Origin of the sequence: Deinococcus hopiensis KR-140, assembly GCF_900176165.1 — a bacterium.
GTDB classification, from domain to species: Bacteria; Deinococcota; Deinococci; order Deinococcales; family Deinococcaceae; genus Deinococcus; species Deinococcus hopiensis.
The window spans coordinates 333,197-350,645 of the sequence record NZ_FWWU01000004.1 but is presented as its reverse complement, the minus strand read 5'-3'; the positions used below and the strand labels follow the sequence as shown (position 1 = coordinate 350,645).

General features: G+C 65.3%; 16 protein-coding genes. 11 read left to right on the top strand and 5 right to left on the bottom strand.

The genetic code is table 11. From position 1 onward, the window contains the following. The first annotated feature begins 235 nt into the window (after positions 1-235). Positions 236-1,831: a DEAD/DEAH box helicase gene (locus B9A95_RS04720; RefSeq protein WP_139806451.1), complete on the top strand. Its 1,596-nt coding sequence runs from the start codon at positions 236-238 to the stop codon at positions 1,829-1,831. Positions 1,832-1,970: 139 nt separating this feature from the next. After that, complete coding sequence (locus B9A95_RS33215; RefSeq protein ID WP_170928420.1) at positions 1,971-2,120, top strand: hypothetical protein; 150 nt, start codon at positions 1,971-1,973, stop codon at positions 2,118-2,120. A 150-nt stretch (positions 2,121-2,270) separates the two neighbouring features. Here B9A95_RS33215 and B9A95_RS36070 read toward each other — a convergent pair whose 3' ends face one another. After that, entirely contained in the window at positions 2,271-2,498 is a 228-nt protein-coding gene (locus B9A95_RS36070) for a helix-turn-helix domain-containing protein (protein WP_084045770.1), read from the bottom strand. A gap of 1,329 nt (positions 2,499-3,827) precedes the next feature. Between B9A95_RS36070 and B9A95_RS04710 the strand changes: the two genes are divergently transcribed. The 3 genes from B9A95_RS04710 (at position 3,828) to B9A95_RS33210 (ending at position 4,948) form a co-directional block, all read left to right on the top strand. Then, entirely contained in the window at positions 3,828-4,238 is a 411-nt protein-coding gene (locus B9A95_RS04710; protein ID WP_084045069.1) for a transposase family protein, read from the top strand. Positions 4,239-4,246: 8 nt separating this feature from the next. Then, positions 4,247-4,633: a transposase family protein gene (locus B9A95_RS04705; RefSeq protein WP_245808063.1), complete on the top strand. Its 387-nt coding sequence runs from the start codon at positions 4,247-4,249 to the stop codon at positions 4,631-4,633. Between the two features lie 168 nt (positions 4,634-4,801). Further along, positions 4,802-4,948, top strand: a complete 147-nt coding sequence (locus tag B9A95_RS33210; RefSeq protein WP_170928419.1) for a hypothetical protein — start codon at positions 4,802-4,804, stop codon at positions 4,946-4,948. A 231-nt stretch (positions 4,949-5,179) separates the two neighbouring features. On the opposite strand, the gene aceB is transcribed toward B9A95_RS33210, so the two are convergent. Then, on the bottom strand, positions 5,180-6,742 hold the full coding sequence (gene aceB / locus B9A95_RS04700) for a malate synthase A (protein ID WP_084045769.1): 1,563 nt from the start codon (positions 6,740-6,742) through the stop codon (positions 5,180-5,182). A gap of 248 nt (positions 6,743-6,990) precedes the next feature. On the opposite strand from aceB, the gene B9A95_RS04695 reads away from it, so the two are divergent. The 4 genes from B9A95_RS04695 (at position 6,991) to allE (ending at position 11,815) form a co-directional block, all read left to right on the top strand. Continuing rightward, positions 6,991-8,325, top strand: a complete 1,335-nt coding sequence (locus B9A95_RS04695) for an aldolase/citrate lyase/malate synthase family protein (protein WP_245808136.1) — start codon at positions 6,991-6,993, stop codon at positions 8,323-8,325. Next, complete coding sequence (locus B9A95_RS04690) at positions 8,322-9,572, top strand: allantoate amidohydrolase (RefSeq protein WP_084045767.1); 1,251 nt, start codon at positions 8,322-8,324, stop codon at positions 9,570-9,572. Before B9A95_RS04695 ends, B9A95_RS04690 begins: the two co-directional genes overlap by 4 nt. Beyond that, on the top strand, positions 9,572-10,915 hold the full coding sequence (locus B9A95_RS04685; protein ID WP_084045766.1) for an allantoinase: 1,344 nt from the start codon (positions 9,572-9,574) through the stop codon (positions 10,913-10,915). Before B9A95_RS04690 ends, B9A95_RS04685 begins: the two co-directional genes overlap by 1 nt. 138 nt (positions 10,916-11,053) lie before the next feature. After that, on the top strand, positions 11,054-11,815 hold the full coding sequence (gene allE / locus B9A95_RS04680; protein ID WP_084045765.1) for a (S)-ureidoglycine aminohydrolase: 762 nt from the start codon (positions 11,054-11,056) through the stop codon (positions 11,813-11,815). 7 nt (positions 11,816-11,822) lie between these two features. Here the strand turns inward: allE and B9A95_RS04675 are convergent, their stop codons facing one another. After that, a complete protein-coding gene (locus B9A95_RS04675) occupies positions 11,823-12,497 on the bottom strand; it encodes a winged helix-turn-helix transcriptional regulator (protein WP_084045764.1) in 675 nt (224 codons plus the stop codon). A 166-nt stretch (positions 12,498-12,663) separates the two neighbouring features. Between B9A95_RS04675 and B9A95_RS04670 the strand changes: the two genes are divergently transcribed. After that, positions 12,664-13,251, top strand: coding sequence for a dihydrofolate reductase family protein (locus B9A95_RS04670; protein ID WP_084045763.1), 588 nt, complete (start codon positions 12,664-12,666; stop codon positions 13,249-13,251). A gap of 69 nt (positions 13,252-13,320) precedes the next feature. Then, complete coding sequence (locus B9A95_RS04665) at positions 13,321-14,790, top strand: MDR family MFS transporter (protein ID WP_084045762.1); 1,470 nt, start codon at positions 13,321-13,323, stop codon at positions 14,788-14,790. 97 nt (positions 14,791-14,887) lie between these two features. Here B9A95_RS04665 and B9A95_RS04660 read toward each other — a convergent pair whose 3' ends face one another. Continuing rightward, the gene (locus tag B9A95_RS04660) at positions 14,888-16,015 is read right to left on the bottom strand and encodes an alginate O-acetyltransferase AlgX-related protein (RefSeq protein WP_084045761.1); all 1,128 of its coding nucleotides are present in this window, start codon (positions 16,013-16,015) and stop codon (positions 14,888-14,890) included. A gap of 6 nt (positions 16,016-16,021) precedes the next feature. Beyond that, positions 16,022-17,443 (bottom strand): MBOAT family O-acyltransferase, encoded by a 1,422-nt coding sequence (locus tag B9A95_RS04655; RefSeq protein WP_084045760.1) that lies wholly within the window; start codon positions 17,441-17,443, stop codon positions 16,022-16,024. Between the last annotated feature and the right edge of the window lie 6 nt (positions 17,444-17,449).

The following is a 17,449-nucleotide window of genomic DNA, read 5'->3' as shown; positions in this document are numbered from 1 at the left end:
CGGCCCACTCGGGGTCGCGGGTGATGATCAGCACGAGACACCCTTTTGGCGGGGGGCGGGACGATTTGCTGCCCATGAGAGAGGCCGCTTCAGGCATGATGGGGGAGACGAGGGCCGTCCGCCCTGGCCTCTTCGGCGGAGCCTGGCCCGGTGATGCCCCTTCCGAAGTGCTGGCCCTCCACCCCCATCTACCCCACCGCTGCACCCACCGGGAGGCGCGGCAGACAGGACCCATGTGACCCGAACTTCAAACCCAAACAGGCCCCCCTCCGACAAGACCACCACCGCTGAGCAGGACCGCTCTGCGAGGGGCAGGCGTGGATCCCGGGAAACGGCCCCAGCTCCGGTTTCGTCCAGCCTCACCGGTGAGAACTGGCAGACGCTGCTGGGCGACCGCACCCCAACGCCCGTGCAGGCCGCCGCCATTCCGCCGCTGCTCCAGGGCCGCGACGTGATCACCACCGCGCGGACCGGCAGCGGCAAGACGCTCGCCTTCCTGATTCCCGCCGCCGCGCGGGGCATCGGCACCCGGGAGGTGCGGGGCATGCGGCCCGAGGTGCTGGTGATTACCCCCACCCGCGAACTCGCCGTGCAGATCCGCGACGTGGCGCGTGAACTCGGCCTGCCCGCCGGACGCATCACGGGCGGCATCACTCCCGCGCAGACCCGCAGTGAGGCGAGCGGCAAGGGCCTGATCGCGGGCACGCCGGGCCGCCTCAAGGACCTCATCACGCGCGGCGAACTCGGGCTGGCCGGGCTGCGCTACGTGGTGCTCGACGAGGCGGACGAACTGCTCTCGCTGGGCTTCCTGCGGGACGTGGGCGACATCCTGCGCGCAGCGACGGCGGCTGCGGGCCGCGACACCCTGCAGATCGCCATGGCCTCGGCCACCTTCCCGCAGGAGATTCGCGCCATCGCCGAGCAGTTCATGCACCGCCCCGAGCGCATTGACGTGGCTCCGGCCCGACGGGCCGAGGACACGGAACGCCAGGGCGATGTGCTGGGTGGAGCGACGGGCGCGACGCACCTGCTCGTCCACACGACGCGCGACGAGGTGCTGGACGTGGCCGCCGAATACACCCGCTCAGCCCTGCGCGAGCCTGGCGGCTGCGTCGTGGTCTTCAGCCGCACCAAGGCCCTCGTCAAGCGGCGCGCACAGCAACTTGAGGCCCTGCTGCCCGGTGAAATGGTCAGTCCGCTCGAAGGCAACATGGACCAAAAGAAGCGCGAGCGGACCATGACCCTGCTGCGCGAGGGTCAGTCGCGTATCCTCGTCGCCACCGACATCGCTGGACGCGGCATCGACTTGCCCGAGGTGCGCCTGGTGATCCACATGGACATCGCCTCCACCGCCGAGGACCACGTCCACCGCTCGGGCCGTACCGCTCGCGCCGGGCGTCCGGGCGTGAACCTCGTGCTGCTCATTCCCGAGCAGCGCGGACTCTGGCAGACGGTCCGCCGGGGGTTGCCCGCTGCCCTGCAGCCGCCGCTGACGCCCGAGGAAGGCCAGATCGACCGCGCCATTCAGCAGAAGCAGGGCCGGGGCTCGGGCAACGGCGTAGACGGCGGCCAGGGAGGAGGCCGCACCGGGAGCCAGGGCAACCGCGGCAGCCAGAACGGCGCGGGGCGCGGCCAGACCGGACGCAGCGCGCAGGGCCAGCGGGGTGACGGCTCGGGGGCACAGCACTCGGGTCCACAGAATTCCGGAGGGCGTTCTGGAGGCCAGCGTTCCGGTCAGGGTCGGTCATCGCAGCCCCAACCTGCTGGCGTGGGTGAGGGCCGTGTGGGACCGCAACCCGCGCGGGGCCGGGGCGGACGGGGCCGCCGCTAGTCGCTAAGGCTTTCCACTGGGGCCGGACGAGACAGTCTTGAGTACTGTCTCGTCCGGCCCCTTCGTTTGCATCACGTCATTTGTAGAGGGTCTCAGGGGGAGCCGCCCATCCTTGGCAAGGGACTGAAACGAGCTGAGGATGGGTGACGTTGATCTGGACAGAAGGGAACGCCAGATCGCCGTGACGGGCGCGAGCGGCAACGTGGGACGGGAGGTGATGCGCGAACTCCCCACACGTGGAGAATGGGCATCCGGACGACCTGCGCGAACTGTTCGGCCCCCGAGCTAGAGGTGGCCCGGCTGGAGTTCTGGAACCCCAGGACGTATCCAGCGGGTCCTGTTACGGACCTCTTCCTGATTCGCCCGCCGCAGACCACGCAAGTGGAGCAGATGCTGCTCGTGGGGAGGGACCATAGCCCTCAATCTCACGCTGTGGCTACTACAACAACTCTCTGAGCGGCACGCCTACCCCCGCTGCCAGCAAGTGCATGTTATCCACGGAGATATTTCTGCGTCCCACCTCGACCTGAGCAATGTAGGACCAGGTGATGCCGCTCGCCTCGGCCAAATCCTCCAGCGTCATCTGCCGTTTCTGCCGCTCCTCACGAAGACGCCTGCCAAAGGTCACCCTGGACTCTGTCGGCCCCTTGTCCGTTTTCGCCACCATATTAAGGTGGCCAGGACATCCAGATCAAAACCATGCAATTAAAGCCATATCACTTAAAGCCATGGTATGTTGAAGTCGCCCTACGGGAGGTGCCTCTCTGGAGAACCCACTTAGGGATTGGGCAAGCGTGGCTAAGGATCCTCTGGGAGGGTGGTGTCTGGGCTTCAGGTGACGAGGAATGCTCGTGCCCGATGACGAGAGGTTCCTAGCAAAGCCGTCCTCCTCAAGTGCCATAGGATGCTGTTCCTCACCGTGCTGGGTAATCTCATCTGGCCTCTTTGCAAGCCCTAAATGGCGTTCTTGGATGAGAAGTTTTGTTACTACAATAGAAGAGAAAGTGTATTTATATTTGAAGTAATTTTTATTATAGCAGCATATTTGATTCACTCAAGAGAATCACGCAATTTACCAATCATATTGTTTGGTTTGGAAGCATTTTAGTCTATTCGAATTTCATACGTGTTTATTGTTGTATCAACATAATCACTACATCATACGCCCTCGTAGCAAGGAGAACACGGCATGGAAAACACAAGATTACTAGTACAAATGAAGTACACGTTACCTTTACAGAAAATGCCAAAGAAAGACTGAGCGAACGCATCCAAGAATACTCAGTTAGTCTGAATCCTGCCCTATTGATTGGAGAAACTCGTAGTAATATCTATCTGATCAAGTATATTGAACCAGGTTTTACGGGCAGAAGTAGCGCGAAGTACGGACGACTCATCATTAATAGTGGGGATCACAGTCATGGTTGGCATAATGGCTACCGTGAGGGGTTGCGACATGCTGGCCTGATGCAGTTGGGCTGGTGGCTGCATCAGCGGCAGGGCCCGCCTACAGAGGTATGCCTGACCCAGCCGGAGACGCTCCATCTACTGTTTCAGCCGGAGTGACAGATAGTACCCCATTACATCAACGATCGTCCAAACACGTTACTTCTCCTAACTTGGTTGGATGGTGAACAGACACAACATCGCCTTCTCGAAATCAACCGCCACACTGAGCAGGCCCTTGAAATCCCTGTATCCTGGTAAGTCTTTAAAAAGACGATTTGTTTAGCATTAGTAGATCGGTCATATTCTTGGGCGAGGCGAGGATCCAATTGCGGTTGTACTTCAGCAACTACAGGACGTGCTCAGCACAAAACTTATGCTCCAGGAGTTGACTATATTCGCGTAACCGAGGCCCTAGGAGTAGATGGATGTTGTCAGGTACTTAATTACGTCCCTTACCTCTCCCTCAGAAGGGTCTATTAGACCTCTTGCGAAAGTCGTAGGCTAAGCTGGGAGGGTGGAGCGAGACCGTCTGACACGCACGCTGAAGATGAATCGCAAGCAGTTCCGTCGACGCACCGGGGTCTACCCGGAAACGTTTGCTGAGATGGAAGAGGTGCTGACCCTACGCGAAGGACAGAAAAAGAAATCAGGCCGCCCCGCCGCGCTCAGCGTGGCGGAACAACTGCTGATGACCCTGGAATTCTGGCGCGAGTACCGGACCTTCGCCCACCTGGGTGACGACTGGGGTGTGCACGAAGCCACCGTGCATCGCACGGTGGAACGCGTGGAAGCGGCTCTGATTGCCAGTGCACGGTTCCAGCTGCCCAAGAAACGCGTGTTTCAGGAAGCACAACTCGTGTACAGCATCGTCGCGGTCGATGCTTCCGAAGTGCCCTGTGAACGGCCCAAAAAAAGCAGCGCGCGTGGTACAGCGGCAAGAAAAAGCGGCACACCCTGAAATTTCAGGTGCTGATGTGCACAGTGACGCAGCGCATCCTGGGCACCGCCACGAGCGCTGGGGCGGTTCATGACCTAAAGCTGTTTCGTCAGTCAGGCGTTCGTTTTCCTCACCAAACGGCGCTTATTGGAGATGCAGGGTATCAGGGCCTGTGGAGAAGCCACAGGCACGCCCTTACCCCCCATAAGGCGACGCAGGCGTCGCCTCTGTCCGCGGAGCAGCGCCAGGACAACCGTGTCCTCGCGCATACCAGGCAGGCAATCGAGCATATGATCCGTCGCATGAAGATCTTCCGTGTGCTGAAGGGCGTGTACCGACATCGGCGGCGTCGGTTTGCACTCCGGGTTCAGCTCATCGCAGCGCTGTGCAACCTCACCCAAGCCTGCCGATCGTGACTTTCGCAAGAGGTCTATTTATCGCACTCCCAATTTGCTCATTTATTTTTGTTCTACATGATGCATCCCGCGAAGACCGAGAAGCACCTGAGGGCCACCGGTATACCCTATACATGCTGGAGTCCAGCTTCTTTATGCAAAACCTCTCCACGACGTACCGTCAGGAGATTGCGGAAGATTCTGGTTCCCGGCAATCATGGACGGACCAGCTTCGTGGACATGCGTGATATCGCTGCTGTGGCGGCGCTCGCCATCACGGAGGAGCGCGGAGTAGGTCGACGAGCCGATGGGCCGGGAAGCGCTGACTTGCGGTGAGGTGGCGGACTCCTTCAGGCGTGAACTCGGCGGTGTACCGCAACCCCGGCCCACTGAGCTTCTGGTTGGGAATGGGGGCGCGGACACGCGAACCGGGCTTCGTCCTCGTGATGCTGGCGCTGTATACCGTGTGCCGCCTGATGGACGGGGCGGAGCGGCTGCTGGGCCGTCCATCACCCTGGTGCATTCTTCCGGTGGTCTTGCTGACCTGCTGCTTCTCGTGCGCTGCCGTCAGTCCAGCTGCTCATAAGCGGACAGGGTCAGAAACTCGGCCAGTGGTGAGCGGGTCGCCACCTCATGGAACAGCGCTCCCGCCTGAGCGAAATCCGGTCCCAGGGACGCCAGTTCCTCACTGAACAGGGCGTCCAGCCGCTTAGGCGTTAGAGGCTGTCCGTCTGTCAGCCTCACGCCGTGGTGTGCCCACTGCCAGAGCTGGGCCCGGGAAATCTCGGCGGTGGCGGCGTCTTCCATCAGGTTGTGGATTGGCACTGCCCCCCGCCCCTCCAGCCACGCGGCCAGGTATTGAATGCCCACGTTGATGTTCGTCCGCACACCCTGTTCAGTGATGGTACCGCTGGGTGGGGTAAGGAGCTCGGCGGCCGAGACCAGGAGGTCTTGCTGCTTGGAGCTGGCGATCTGGTTAGGGGTGGGCATGAGGCGATCAAAGACCTCAGTGGCGAGTTGGACCATGCCGGGATGGGCCACCCAGGTGCCGTCGTGTCCGTCGCCCGCTTCCCGCTCCTTGTCGGCGCGGACTTGAGCAAAGGCGCGCTCATTGGCCACGGGGTCATTTTTGACAGGGATAAAGGCGCTCATTCCCCCGACCGCTGCTGCCCCCCGTTTGTGGCAGGTCTGAATCGCCAACCTGCTGTAGTTGCGCATCATCGGCGTGCTCATGGTCACCTGCGCCCGGTCGGGGAGGATGCGGTCATCGAAGCTGCGCAGCTTCTTGATGTAGGAGAAGATGTAGTCCCAGCGCCCACAGTTCAGCCCGGCGGCGTGTTCACGCAACTCGTACAGGATCTCGTGCATCTCAAAGGCCGCGAGGATGGTCTCGATCAGCACGGTGGCGCGTAGCGTCCCTACGGGGACGCCCAGCGTCTGCTCAGTAAAGGCAAAGACCTCGTTCCACCACCGCGCCTCGAGGTGCGATTCGAGCTTGGGCAGGTAGAAGTGGGTGCCCAGCCCCTGACGCAAGCGTTCGTGGGTGTTGTGGTAGGCGTACAGCCCGAAGTCGAACAGCGCGCCGCTGATCGCCTCACCGTCAACGGTGAGGTGCTTTTCGGGCAGATGCAGTCCACGGGGACGCACGAGCAGCGTCGCCACCGTCTCGTTCAGGCGGTACTGCTTGCCGCCCCCTTCCAACGAGATGGTGCGCCTCACGGCGTCCATCAGGTTCAGCTGCCCCTGCATCACGTTGTCCCAACTCGGGCTCGTGGCGTCTTCGAAGTCGGCCATGAAGATTTTTGCGCCGCTGTTCAGGGCGTTGATGACCATCTTGCGGTCCACGGGTCCCGTGATTTCTACCCGCCGGTCTTGCAACTCCGGGGGCAACGGGGCGATCTTCCACTCCCCCGTCCGAATGCTTGAAGTCTCAGGCAAAAAGTCGGGCAACGCTCCCGCGTCCAGCCGCGCCTGCTCCGCTTCCCGCCGTGCCAGCAATTCCACACGCCCCGCGTTAAAGCGCCTGTGCAGCTCCGCGATGAAGGCGAGGGCACCGGGCGTCAGAACGCGCGTGTATTCCTCCTGAAGGGCAACGGAGAGGGACAGGCCAGCAGGTAGGGGAGTGGTCATGGTGGAGCCTCCTGGGAGGTAGGGGAGGGACGCACCCGGCGGCACATCCAGCGTTTGACGTGGGGGTCAGGCTACGGAAGGCCGCGCGCCCTTGTCAATTTGCGGCTCCGTTCCGGTTCCCCTGACCCAGGCGGGAGGAGACAGGCGGTATCTTCGGGGTCTGAATCCTCCACCCGCTTCCGAAGGGAGAACTTTACCTGACCGCTTCCCCCCTGCCCCCCTCCACGCTGGCACAGACCCTTCAACCCTTGTTCGCCGAACGCTGGGCTGCTCTGCGTGTCCGACCCACCTGGACGCCGGGCTTTGACCCCTCCACCGCCCTTATTCGGGCGGGCGACTGGCAGGTGGCCTCCATGCCACCGGCGTTGGAGCGGAGGAAGGTGGAGCAGTTGGTGGAGGCGAGTGACAGCGTGGCGTTGGAGGCGGCGTTGGCGGCCGGGCCCGACGCCCTGATCTTCGACTTCGACGACACCTTCTCGCCCACACCCGAAAATGTGCGGCGGGGACAGGCGAACCTCGCCGCGTTGGCCGCTGTGGACGGTCCCCTCCCCATGCTCCGGCCCCGACCCCTCTACATGCGCTCCGGGGGCGGGGGCAGCGCCAGCATCGAGGACGTGTCGGCCTTTGTCGGCGCCTTGCCCGAACGCGCGTTCCTGTGCATCTACATTCCCAAGCTCGAATTCCCCATGGAGGCCGTGTTCTGGAATGACCTGCTGGCCGAACTCGAACGCCTCACCGCACGTCCCCCCAACAGCATCCGGGTCTGCCTCCAGATCGAAACCCTTCCCGGTGCTTTCTACGCCGAAGAACTCCTCTACGCCTTGCGGGAGCGCGCTTTCGGTCTCAATGCCGGACGCTGGGACTACGTCTTCAGCGCCATCAAATGGCGGAGTCGGACATCGGGCGCGTGCCTGCCTCCCCGTTCGGCGCTGCATATGGGCCAACCCGCCATGCAGGCCTACGAGCAGCACCTCGCCCGCATCTGTGCGCGCAGGGGCGCGCAGGCCATCGGAGGAACGGCGGCCCTGGCGCCGGACGCGCAGCACCCAGCACCGGCGCTGGCCGTGGTGCGCGCCGACAAGGAGCGGGAGGCCTCGTGGGGGTACGTTGCCGCCTGGGCGGGACTGCCCGAACTCATTGCGACCGTGCGGGAAGTGTTCGAAAACCCGCCGCCCGTCACGCCGATTCCTGAGCGGTCCGAGGCGGAGGTGGCGGCCGCACTGCTGGGCTTTCCCGAGGCCGGGCAGGTGTCGGAGGTGGAGGTGCGGGAGGCCACCGCGATGGCCACGGACTATTTCCGGGCGTGGCTGGGTGGCCGGGGCGTGATCGTGCGCAAGGGCCGCGTGGAAGACACCGCCACCGCGGAACTCGCCCGCACGCTGCTCTGGCACTGGCTCCGTCAAGGCGTTCTCCTGGATTCGGGAGACGTGCTGACGTCGGAGCGATTTGGGGCGCTGCTGCAGGAGGAGGCAAACCCCAGTGAGGTGGCGGCCCGGCTGCTGCGTTCGTTGGTGCTGGCCCCAGCCATTGCGCCCTTCTTTCCCACCGTGGCCCAGGCTCTTCAGGAGGCCGATTCCGCATGACCAACTTCACTGAGACCGACTTCGCCTCGCTGGCCGAACAGGCCCTCGTCCGCTGCCACACCCTCGCCACCTTCACCCAGGAACCGGGCCAACTGACCCGCCTCTTCCTCTCGCCCCCCATGCGCGACGTTCACTCGCAGCTGGAGGGCTGGGCTGCCGCCCTGGGGCTGGAAACGTCCATCGACGCGGCGGGCAACTGGCACGCAGTCCGGCACAGCGCTGACCTGGAGGCCCGCACCCTCCTGATCGCCTCGCACCTGGACACGGTGCCCAACGCCGGGGCCTACGACGGCCCCCTGGGCGTGGTGCTGGGTTTGGGGCTGCTGGAAGCGCTGGGAGACTTGGCGGTGCCCTATCACCTGCATGTGGTGGGCTTCAGCGAGGAGGAGGGTGTGCGCTTCGGTGTGCCGTTTCTGGGCAGCCGGGCGCTGGTGGGCACGGCGGAGCCCCTCCTGGAATTGACGGACGCCGCGGGGGTCACGGTTCGTCAGGCCATCGGCGACTACGGCCTGGACGTGTCGGCCCTGTCGGAGGCGAGGTTGCGGGGCGAGGTCCTGGGCTACCTGGAATTCCATATCGAGCAGGGGCCTGTGCTGGAGGCCGATGGCCGCGCCCTGGGAGCGGTCAGTGCCGTGGCGGGACAGTCGCGGTTCAACCTGGCCTTCACGGGCAAGGCCAACCACGCGGGCACCACCCCAATGCATCTGCGCCGCGACGCCCTGACGGGAGCGGCCGAGTTCATCCTTGCTGCCGAGACGCAGGCGCGGCAGACGCCCGGTCTCGTCGCCACAGTGGGATTCATTGAGGCCCGGCCCGGCGCAAGCAACGTGATCCCCGGCGCGGCCCACTTCACCCTTGATGTGCGTCACGCGGAGGACGAGGTGCGGCGCCGGGCACAGACCGAGTTGCTGGAGACGGCGGGAAGAATCGCCGCCGCCCGCCACCTGAGCTTGAAGCAGGAGGTGAGGATGGAGGTTTCGGCGACGCCGATGGACGGGGTGCTGACGGGGCTATTGGGGGAAGCGTTGGAGGCGGAGGGGCACGGGGGGTCGACGCTGGTCAGCGGAGCGGGGCACGACGCCATGGTGACCGGGACGGTGTGGCCGTCGACGATGCTCTTTGTGCGCAGTCCGGGCGGCATCAGCCACCACCCCGACGAAACTGTCCTCGCGGAGGACGTCGAAGCGGCCCTGCGCGTGGGTGTCCGCTTTCTGACCCTGCTGGCCGAGCGAGAGGAGGGGCGCTGATGTATGACCTCCTGATCCGCGGGGGGCAGCTGATCGGTGAGCAGGGGGTGGTGTGTGCAGACCTCGCCGTGGAGGACGGCCGCATCGTTGCCCTCGCCCCGGAACTCGAGGGTTCGGCCCGGGCGGAGATCGACGCTGCAGGACTGCACGTCTTTCCGGGTGTGGTGGACGTTCACGTGCACTTCAACGAACCTGGCCGGAGCGAGTGGGAGGGCGTGTCCACCGGCAGCCGTGCCCTCGTCGCCGGAGGTGGAACGACCTTTGCCGACATGCCGCTGAACAGTTCGCCTCCGGTACTCAACCGCGAGACGTTCGGGGCCAAACGGCAGGCCGCCGAGGGGGCGTGCTACGCGGACTTCGCCCTGTGGGGGGGCTTGACGCCCCACAATCTGGAGCACCTGCCCGAACTGGCTGAAGCGGGGGTGGTGGGCTTTAAGGCGTTTATGAGTGACAGCGGCCTGGCGGAGTTTGCGGCCGCCGATGACCTGACGCTGTATGAAGGGATGCACGCGGCCCAGGCACTGGGCCGCGTGGTGGCCGTGCACGCCGAGAGCGAGACCATCACGGCGAGGCTGGGGGCGCGGATTCGGGCGGCAGGCGGACGGGAGGTGGGGGACTATCTGCAAAGCCGCCCGGCGATCGCGGAGGTGGAAGCGGTGGGACGGGCCCTCTTGCTGGCCGAAGAGACGGGCGCGGCGCTGCACCTCGTTCACCTGAGCACCGGGCGGGCCGTCACGCTCGCGGTGGAAGCCAGGCGGCGGGGAGTGAATGTGAGCGTGGAGACCTGCCCGCACTACCTCTGTTTTACCGGGGAGGACATGGAACGCCTGGGTGCGGTGCTCAAGTGTGCGCCCCCCCTGCGCGGCAGAGCAGAGGTGGAAGCCCTGTGGGCTTCCATCCGGGCGGGCGAGATCAACACCATCGGTTCGGACCACTCGCCGAGCACGCCAGACCTCAAAGCCCGCGACGACTTCTTCGAGGTCTGGGGAGGGATTGCCGGGGTGCAGTCCACCCTCGCCGCCTTGCTGACCGAAGGCCGCAAGCGAGGACTGGGCCTGCCGCTGCTCTCCAGCCTGCTCTCGGCCAATCCGGCCCGCCGGTTTGCGCTGCAGGGCAAGGGGGGGCTGCAACCGGGCAACGACGCCGATCTGGTCCTGGTGGACCTCGGAGCCGTCTGGACCCACACGCCCGAGGATCTGCACACCCGCTGGAAGTCCAGCCCTTACCTCGGACAGACCTTCCTCGGACACGTCCAGCGCACCCTCCTGCGCGGTCACACCGTCTACCGGGATGGACGCTTTTCCTCAGCGCCGGGGGGACGATTCGTGCGCCCGGAGGTGTAGAGGCCGCTCCACCGCACCCCCTCCCTGCGGGCCGTCCCCATTGACGCAGGTCTGCGCAGGCCCTTCTCGCCTCTGACCGCTGAAAGCGGATCTCCGCCCACTGCTCGCTGCCCCCTTCTCCCGAAAGGAACCCTCCCCTTGACCCTCCAGCACCTCGGCCTCACCCGCAGCGTCGTCTCGCCCGAATTCGCGCTACTCACGCCCGAAACATTTGTCCGCACGCCCATGGCCGGGTGGGAAGGGGCGGCCTGCATCGTCCACATCGCTCCTGTGATTGGCCTGGGGGCACGCTTTACCCAGTTCACGGCCGAGTTGGGCGCAGGCGCGCAGGCGAGCGCCGCGCCGGCAGGCATCCAGCGCTTCGTGTTCGTTCTGGAGGGCGAGGTGGAACTCCGCGCGGAGGGCGAGCGGCACACGCTGGGCGAGTCCGACTACGCCTACCTGCCCGCAGGGCTCAGCCATACGCTGCACGCGGCGGTCCCCGCCCGCCTCTCCGTCTTCGAGAAGCGCTTTCAACCCGCCGAGGGGAACCTGCCCGCGCCCCGCCTTTTCCTGGGCAACGAACGCCGGGTGGAGGGCACGGCGTTCGAGGGGGACGCCGGGCTGATCGCACGCAAGCTGCTGCCGGACGAGCCCAGGTTCGACTTCATGGTGAGCACCATGAGCTACGCGCCGGGCGCCACGCTGCCCTACGTCGAGATTCACTACATGGAGCACGGCCTGCTGATGCTCGAGGGAGAAGGCATCTACCGGTTGGGCGAGCGCTTCTTGCCCGTCACCACGGGGGACGTCATCTGGATGGCGGCCCACTGCCCCCAGTGGTACGGCGCCCTCGGCAAAACCTGGAGCAAGTACCTCCTCTACAAGGACATGAACCGCCATCCCCTAACGCTGGTGTAGGCGGCGCTCAGGAGGCCACGCCGGACAGCACCACTGGCCCTGGCAGGGGAAAGAGGCGAAGGAAGTGCTCGGCGAGGGCGCGGTCCCCCTCCACTGCAACGCGGCCCTCCGCTTCGGCTGCCTGCAGGGGCTGCCCCCCGAAGATCAGGCCACCCAGCGTGGGGACGTCTCCCGTCAGCACGGCACTGGGATGCCGGGCCTCTCCGGGCTCCACCGCAATCTGCCCATCTTCCAGGCGGACGGTAAAGGTATCGCGCCCCATCCTCAGCTCCAGCGTGGCCTTCAGCTCTCCACCCGGTGACTGGAACATGGTCTTCAACGCCGTGATCAGCGTGGCGAGGCTGATGGGGTGCCCCTGAGGCCGCACCGGGGAGCGCACGCCCCAGCGGCCCAGCTGCTGCAGGACGGGTTCGAGTTCGTATCCCCAGGAGGTCAGTTCGTAGACCCAGGACGCCGCCGGGGCTGGAAGATGGCGGCGGCGCAACACGCCCGTTTCCTCCAGGTCCACCAGCCGCTGCGTCAGCACATTGGGGCTGATGCCCGGGAGCGCCGCGCGCAGGTCCGTGAAGCGCCTCGGCCCCAGCAACAACTCGCGCACCACCAGCAGCGCCCAGCGCTCGCCGATCAGGTCAAGGGCGTGCGCGGCGGCGCAACCGTCTTCGTAGGAACGCTTGGACGCCATGCCCCAGTCTACCGAACTTGGTACAAAAAACTGAGTAAGCAGTTGCAATTTAGGACTGTTATGTCCTACACTAAATTCAGCGAAAGGATTACGGGTTTTGTGCGCTGGGCGGCCTCATGGTGGTCCGGACGGCTTTCCCGTGTTCCTGGCTGTCAGGGAGGACACCATGAGGAAAATCATTGCCGGTCTGTTTATGTCGCTCGACGGTGTGGTGGAGGGGCCCGGCCCCGCCGATGACTTTGCGGCGGCAGGCTGGTCCATGCCGTACTTCGTGCCTGAAATAGGGCAGTACATCGGGGAGTCCGGGGCCCAGGCCGACGCCCTGCTGCTGGGCCGCGCGACGTACCAGGGCTTTCGCGCCGCTTTTGCAAACGCGCCCAGGGGTGACCCTGCCGCCGCCATGATGAACGGCATCTCCAAGTACGTGGTATCAGGCACCCTGACGGAAGCCGACTGGGTGAACTCCACGCTGCTGGGCGGCGATATGGTGGAAGAAGTGGGGCGCCTCAAAGCGCAGCCGGGGCGCAACATCAACGTCAGCGGGAGCGTCACCCTGATCCAGTCGCTGCTGCGCCTTGGCCTCCTTGACGGGCTTGACCTCCTCGTTCATCCCGTCGTGGTGGGTCAGGGCCGCCGCCTGTTCGGGGACGGTCTGACTGCGCGGCTCGCGCTCCGGGAAACGCGCACCTTTTCCAGCGGCGTGGTGCTGCTCTCGTACGACGTGCTGGCAGACCCAGCGGCGACCTCCTCCTGACCTTCCTGTTTTCCCTGACCCTCAGGTCTGGTTCCCCGCCCGGCTTCGCTCTCACCCGAGGAGGTCTCCATGACCGCACCCACCCCCGCCCCACATGACCGGGCCGTCATCCTGATCCTCCTGATCGCCACCTTCGTCGTGATCCTCAACGAGACGATCATGAACGTGGCCCTGCCGCGCCTGATGACAGACCTGCACGTCGCCGCGAATACGGTGCAGTGGCTGTCCACCGCCTTCATGCTCACGATGTCGGTGGTGATTCCCACCACGGGCTTCTTGCTGCAGCGCCTGTCCACCCGGACGGTCTTTTTCGTCGCCATGACGCTGTTCAGCGTGGGTACCCTGCTCGCGGGCGTCGCGCCGGGATTCGGCGTGCTGCTGGCTGCGCGCATCGTTCAGGCATCGGGCACGGCCATCATGGTGCCCCTCCTCATGACCACTGTGCTGACGCTGGTGCCGCCCGAGCGGCGCGGCGCGGTGATGGGCAACATCAGCATCGTGATCTCTGTGGCCCCGGCCATCGGTCCCACCCTCTCGGGCCTGATCTTGCAGCTGCTCTCGTGGCGGGCGATGTTTCTGTTCGTGCTGCCCATCGCCCTGGCCGCACTCGCCTATGGAGCGCGCACCTTGCAAAACGTCGGCGAGGGGCAGCGCATCACGCTGGACCTCACGTCGGTGCCCCTGTCGGCGCTGGGCTTCGGCGGCATTGTCTACGGCCTGAGTCAGGCTAGCGGTCCCGGAGGCTTCGGCAGCCCGGCAGTGGTGTGGCCGCTGGCAGTCTCGGCGCTCAGCCTGGCGCTGTTCACGTGGCGGCAGCGTCATCTTGAACGCAGCGGCGCGCCCCTGCTGGACCTGCGTGCCTTCCGCTTCCCCATGTTCACCCTCGGCGTCCTTCTCATGATGATCGCCATGATGGCCCTGTTCGGCGGCGCAATCTTGCTGCCCATCTACCTGCAGAACATTCGCGGCCTGTCCTCGTTGCAGACCGGGCTGCTGCTGCTTCCCGGCGGCCTGCTGATGGGACTGCTGGCCCCCAGTGTGGGCCGGCTGTATGACCGGCGAGGCCCGCGGGGACTGGTGCTGACAGGTACGGCGCTGATGACGGCCGTGCTGTGGGGGCTGGGCGGCATCACGGCGGACACGCCCGTGTGGGCGCTGCTGGGCCTGCACCTCGTCCTGAGCGTGGGGCTGGCCCTGCTGTTCACGCCGGTCTTTACCAGCTCGCTGGGGCCCCTCCCCATGCACCTGTACTCCCACGGCAGCGCCATCCTCAGCACCCTGCAACAGGTGGCCGGCGCGGCGGGTACGGCCCTCCTCGTTACCCAGATGACCGCCCGCAGCGCGGACCTGCTGCGGGAGGGCAGCGCGCCCTTGCTCGCCCAGACGGCAGGCTTGCAGTCGGCTTTCCACGTCGCTGCTGCCATCTCGGTGCTGTCCATCGCGCTGGCCCTGTTTCTGCGCCGGGCGGAGCAGGAGCATGGGGGAGAGCCGGGGGCCGGGGGCAGCGGGGCGGGCGCGGAGCGGCCCCAGCCTGTCTGAAGTCGGTGGGAAAGTGCCCCAGCCATTAGCAATGGCTGGGGCACTTTCTTCTGGCCCCGGTCTCCATGGAAGAATGGGGCTTGCGGTGGGAGGGCGTTTATTCCTTCCGCGCCGTATTACCGTAAGGCACCCGCAAGAAGCGCTCTGGAATCTCCCAGATGACCACCTTGGGGGGCGCGTCCCGGTAGTCCTGGCCCCCCAGGTACTCGCGCATGGGGAGCAGCGGTCCCTTGCCTGCCTGCGCCGCGTTCAGCACCTCGGTGCCGAGCGCGTGGGCAAGCGCGCCGCTGAACTTCCAGACGTTCTCGGGCGTGTCAGCGCTGTAACTCGTGCCCACCAGCGTGACGGCGATGGCCTCGTCGCCCAGCAGGCTTCCGCCTTCCCCGTCGGTGCGCACGTAGGACTGCCCGCGTACCGTGTCGGGGGCCGGACCGACGTCACCCGGTACAGGCACGTAGCGCAGCAGATCACCCCGGCGCGCGGCCGGCGGCTGGGGCTGGACGGCGTAGGTGGCTGAAGGCAGGTCCAGGCGCAGCGCCTCCACGGTGGGCGCGAGGGCCTGCGCCGCCACCGCCGCTCCCTGGGGGGTCCAGTGGGTGTCGGTACGCAGAAACAGGGCCTCGCCGGAGCGCTTCTTCCCGGCCTGCATGGCGGCGAGCAGATCCGGCACGGGGATGTGCGCGTCTTCGAGCTCCTGGCGAAACTGCGCGTATACGTTTTCCTTCACCGCTGGAATGTGCGCGCGTCCCAGGTACTCGGGGTACACCCGCGCCTTGGCTGGAATGAGGGCCACCACGAGCCGTGTGCCAGTCTTCGCCAGCGTGTCGCGCACCTGCCGGACATACTCGAGTTTGGCCGCCAGCTCCCGCGCGTCCTGCGCCGAGGTCTGGAATTCCTCGGCGGTGTACAGCCAGCCTTCCCGGCCCATCACCGCGCCCTCGCGGGCCTCGTGCAGCAGGCGGTAGTTCAGGCCCCCCCACAGGTTCACACTGGGATCACGCCACAGCACCCCCGCGTCGAGGTTCTTCTCCCAGGAGGCGGTCCACTCACCGGTCAGGAGGTTTTTGCCGGGTTGGGCCTCACGGAGCCCGGGACGGCCCAGCGTCAGGCCCGAGCCCAGGGCAACGACAGTAAGCAAAAATGCGCCGGGAAGCCAGGTCTGCAGGCGGGAGGCGGAGGGACGGGTGGCCCGGAGCCCAAGGGTGTCCTGCGCGAAATCGGTCATGTCACCTCAGAACTGAAAGTAGAGAAAGGGCGTGTAGCTCTGGGCCGAGAGCTTGAGCACGGCCAGCACGAACAGCGGCAGCAGCGCTACCGTGGCTGCCGCCGCGAGCCGGGGCCGCAGGAGTGTGCTGCCCGGGTCCCCCACGCGTCGGCCCCACAGCGGCGCGAGGTACACCAGGGCCCCCGCCAACCCCATGGTGAGCAGCACGCTGGGACGTACCTGCCACGCCAGCGTGTCGCTCAGCGCGAGGCCGTTCAGACCGAACATGCCCCGGTACATCCGGAAGGCATCCGCCACGTTGTCGGCGCGGAACATCACCCAGCCCAGCATCACCAGCAGCATCGTCCCGGGAATGGTCAGCCAGGCGGGCGACGGCTTCCAGAGCCTGGCTTCCTTCATCCGGCGCTCGACCGCGAGGATGCTGCCGTGCCACATTCCCCACAGCACGAAGGTCCAGTTCGCCCCGTGCCATAGCCCGCCCAGCACCATCGTCAGCCACAGGTTCAGGTAGGTTCGGCCCTCACCCTTCCGGTTGCCTCCCAGGCTGATGTACAGGTACTCGCGCAGCCAGCTGCTCAGGCTCATGTGCCAGCGCCGCCAGAACTCGGTGATCGAGCGGCTGATGTACGGGTGGTTGAAGTTTTCGGGAAACTTGAAGCCCATCATGGCGGCCAGGCCAATCGCCATGTCGCTGTATCCACTGAAGTCGAAGTAGAGCTGCAGGGTATAGGCCACGGCCCCCAGCCACGCGTCGGCCATCGTCGGTTGCGCCTGGCTGAAGCTCGCGGTGACGAGGGGCGCGATGGTATCGGCGATCAGGACCTTCTTGGCAAAGCCAGTCATGAAGCGCGTCGCGCCGGCGCTGAACTGCTCGGCGCTGTGCGTACGGTGAAGAAATTGATCGGCGAGCAGGTTGTACTTCAGTACAGGCCCCGCGATCAGGTGCGGAAAGAGCGCGATAAAAGCGGCGAAGTCCAGCAGGTTGCGGGTGGGCGGCTCTTCCCGGCGGTACACGTCCACGATGTAACTGATGGCGTGGAAGATGAAAAACGACAGTCCGATGGGCAGCAGTACGGGCGTCCAGGAAAAAGGGTGAAAGCCCAGCGTCTGCGTGATGGCGTTGAAACTCTCCACGCCGAAATTGGCGTACTTGAAGTACGCCAGCGCACCGAGATTCAGCACGATGGCAGAGGTCAGCGTCCGGCGTCGCGCCGGGCCGTCCGACTGCCGGTCCAACACCAATCCGTAGACGTAGGCTGCCGCCGTGATCCCTATCAGCAACCACAGGAAATCGATGCGCCACCACGAGTAAAGCGCGTAGCTGCCAAGCAAGATCCACGCCGAGCGCCCCTTGAAGGGCAGCAGGTAGTAGACGATCAGAAACAGCGGCAGAAACAGAAACAGAAAGACATTGGAGCTGAAGACCATGCAGCA

Excerpts from the sequence above, each read along its gene's own strand:
- B9A95_RS04675 (WP_084045764.1), bottom strand. The coding sequence starts at position 12,497 with ATGGCGTCCAAGCGTTCCTACGAAGACGGTTGCGCCGCCGCGCACGCC.
- B9A95_RS04670 (WP_084045763.1), top strand. The coding sequence starts at position 12,664 with ATGAGGAAAATCATTGCCGGTCTGTTTATGTCGCTCGACGGTGTGGTG.
- B9A95_RS33215 (WP_170928420.1), top strand. The coding sequence starts at position 1,971 with ATGGGTGACGTTGATCTGGACAGAAGGGAACGCCAGATCGCCGTGACG.
- B9A95_RS04660 (WP_084045761.1), bottom strand. The coding sequence starts at position 16,015 with ATGACCGATTTCGCGCAGGACACCCTTGGGCTCCGGGCCACCCGTCCC.
- B9A95_RS04685 (WP_084045766.1), top strand. The coding sequence starts at position 9,572 with ATGTATGACCTCCTGATCCGCGGGGGGCAGCTGATCGGTGAGCAGGGG.
- B9A95_RS04655 (WP_084045760.1), bottom strand. The coding sequence starts at position 17,443 with ATGGTCTTCAGCTCCAATGTCTTTCTGTTTCTGTTTCTGCCGCTGTTT.
- aceB (WP_084045769.1), bottom strand. The coding sequence starts at position 6,742 with ATGACCACTCCCCTACCTGCTGGCCTGTCCCTCTCCGTTGCCCTTCAG.
- B9A95_RS04665 (WP_084045762.1), top strand. The coding sequence starts at position 13,321 with ATGACCGCACCCACCCCCGCCCCACATGACCGGGCCGTCATCCTGATC.
- B9A95_RS04690 (WP_084045767.1), top strand. The coding sequence starts at position 8,322 with ATGACCAACTTCACTGAGACCGACTTCGCCTCGCTGGCCGAACAGGCC.
- B9A95_RS04710 (WP_084045069.1), top strand. The coding sequence starts at position 3,828 with ATGAATCGCAAGCAGTTCCGTCGACGCACCGGGGTCTACCCGGAAACG.
- B9A95_RS36070 (WP_084045770.1), bottom strand. The coding sequence starts at position 2,498 with ATGGTGGCGAAAACGGACAAGGGGCCGACAGAGTCCAGGGTGACCTTT.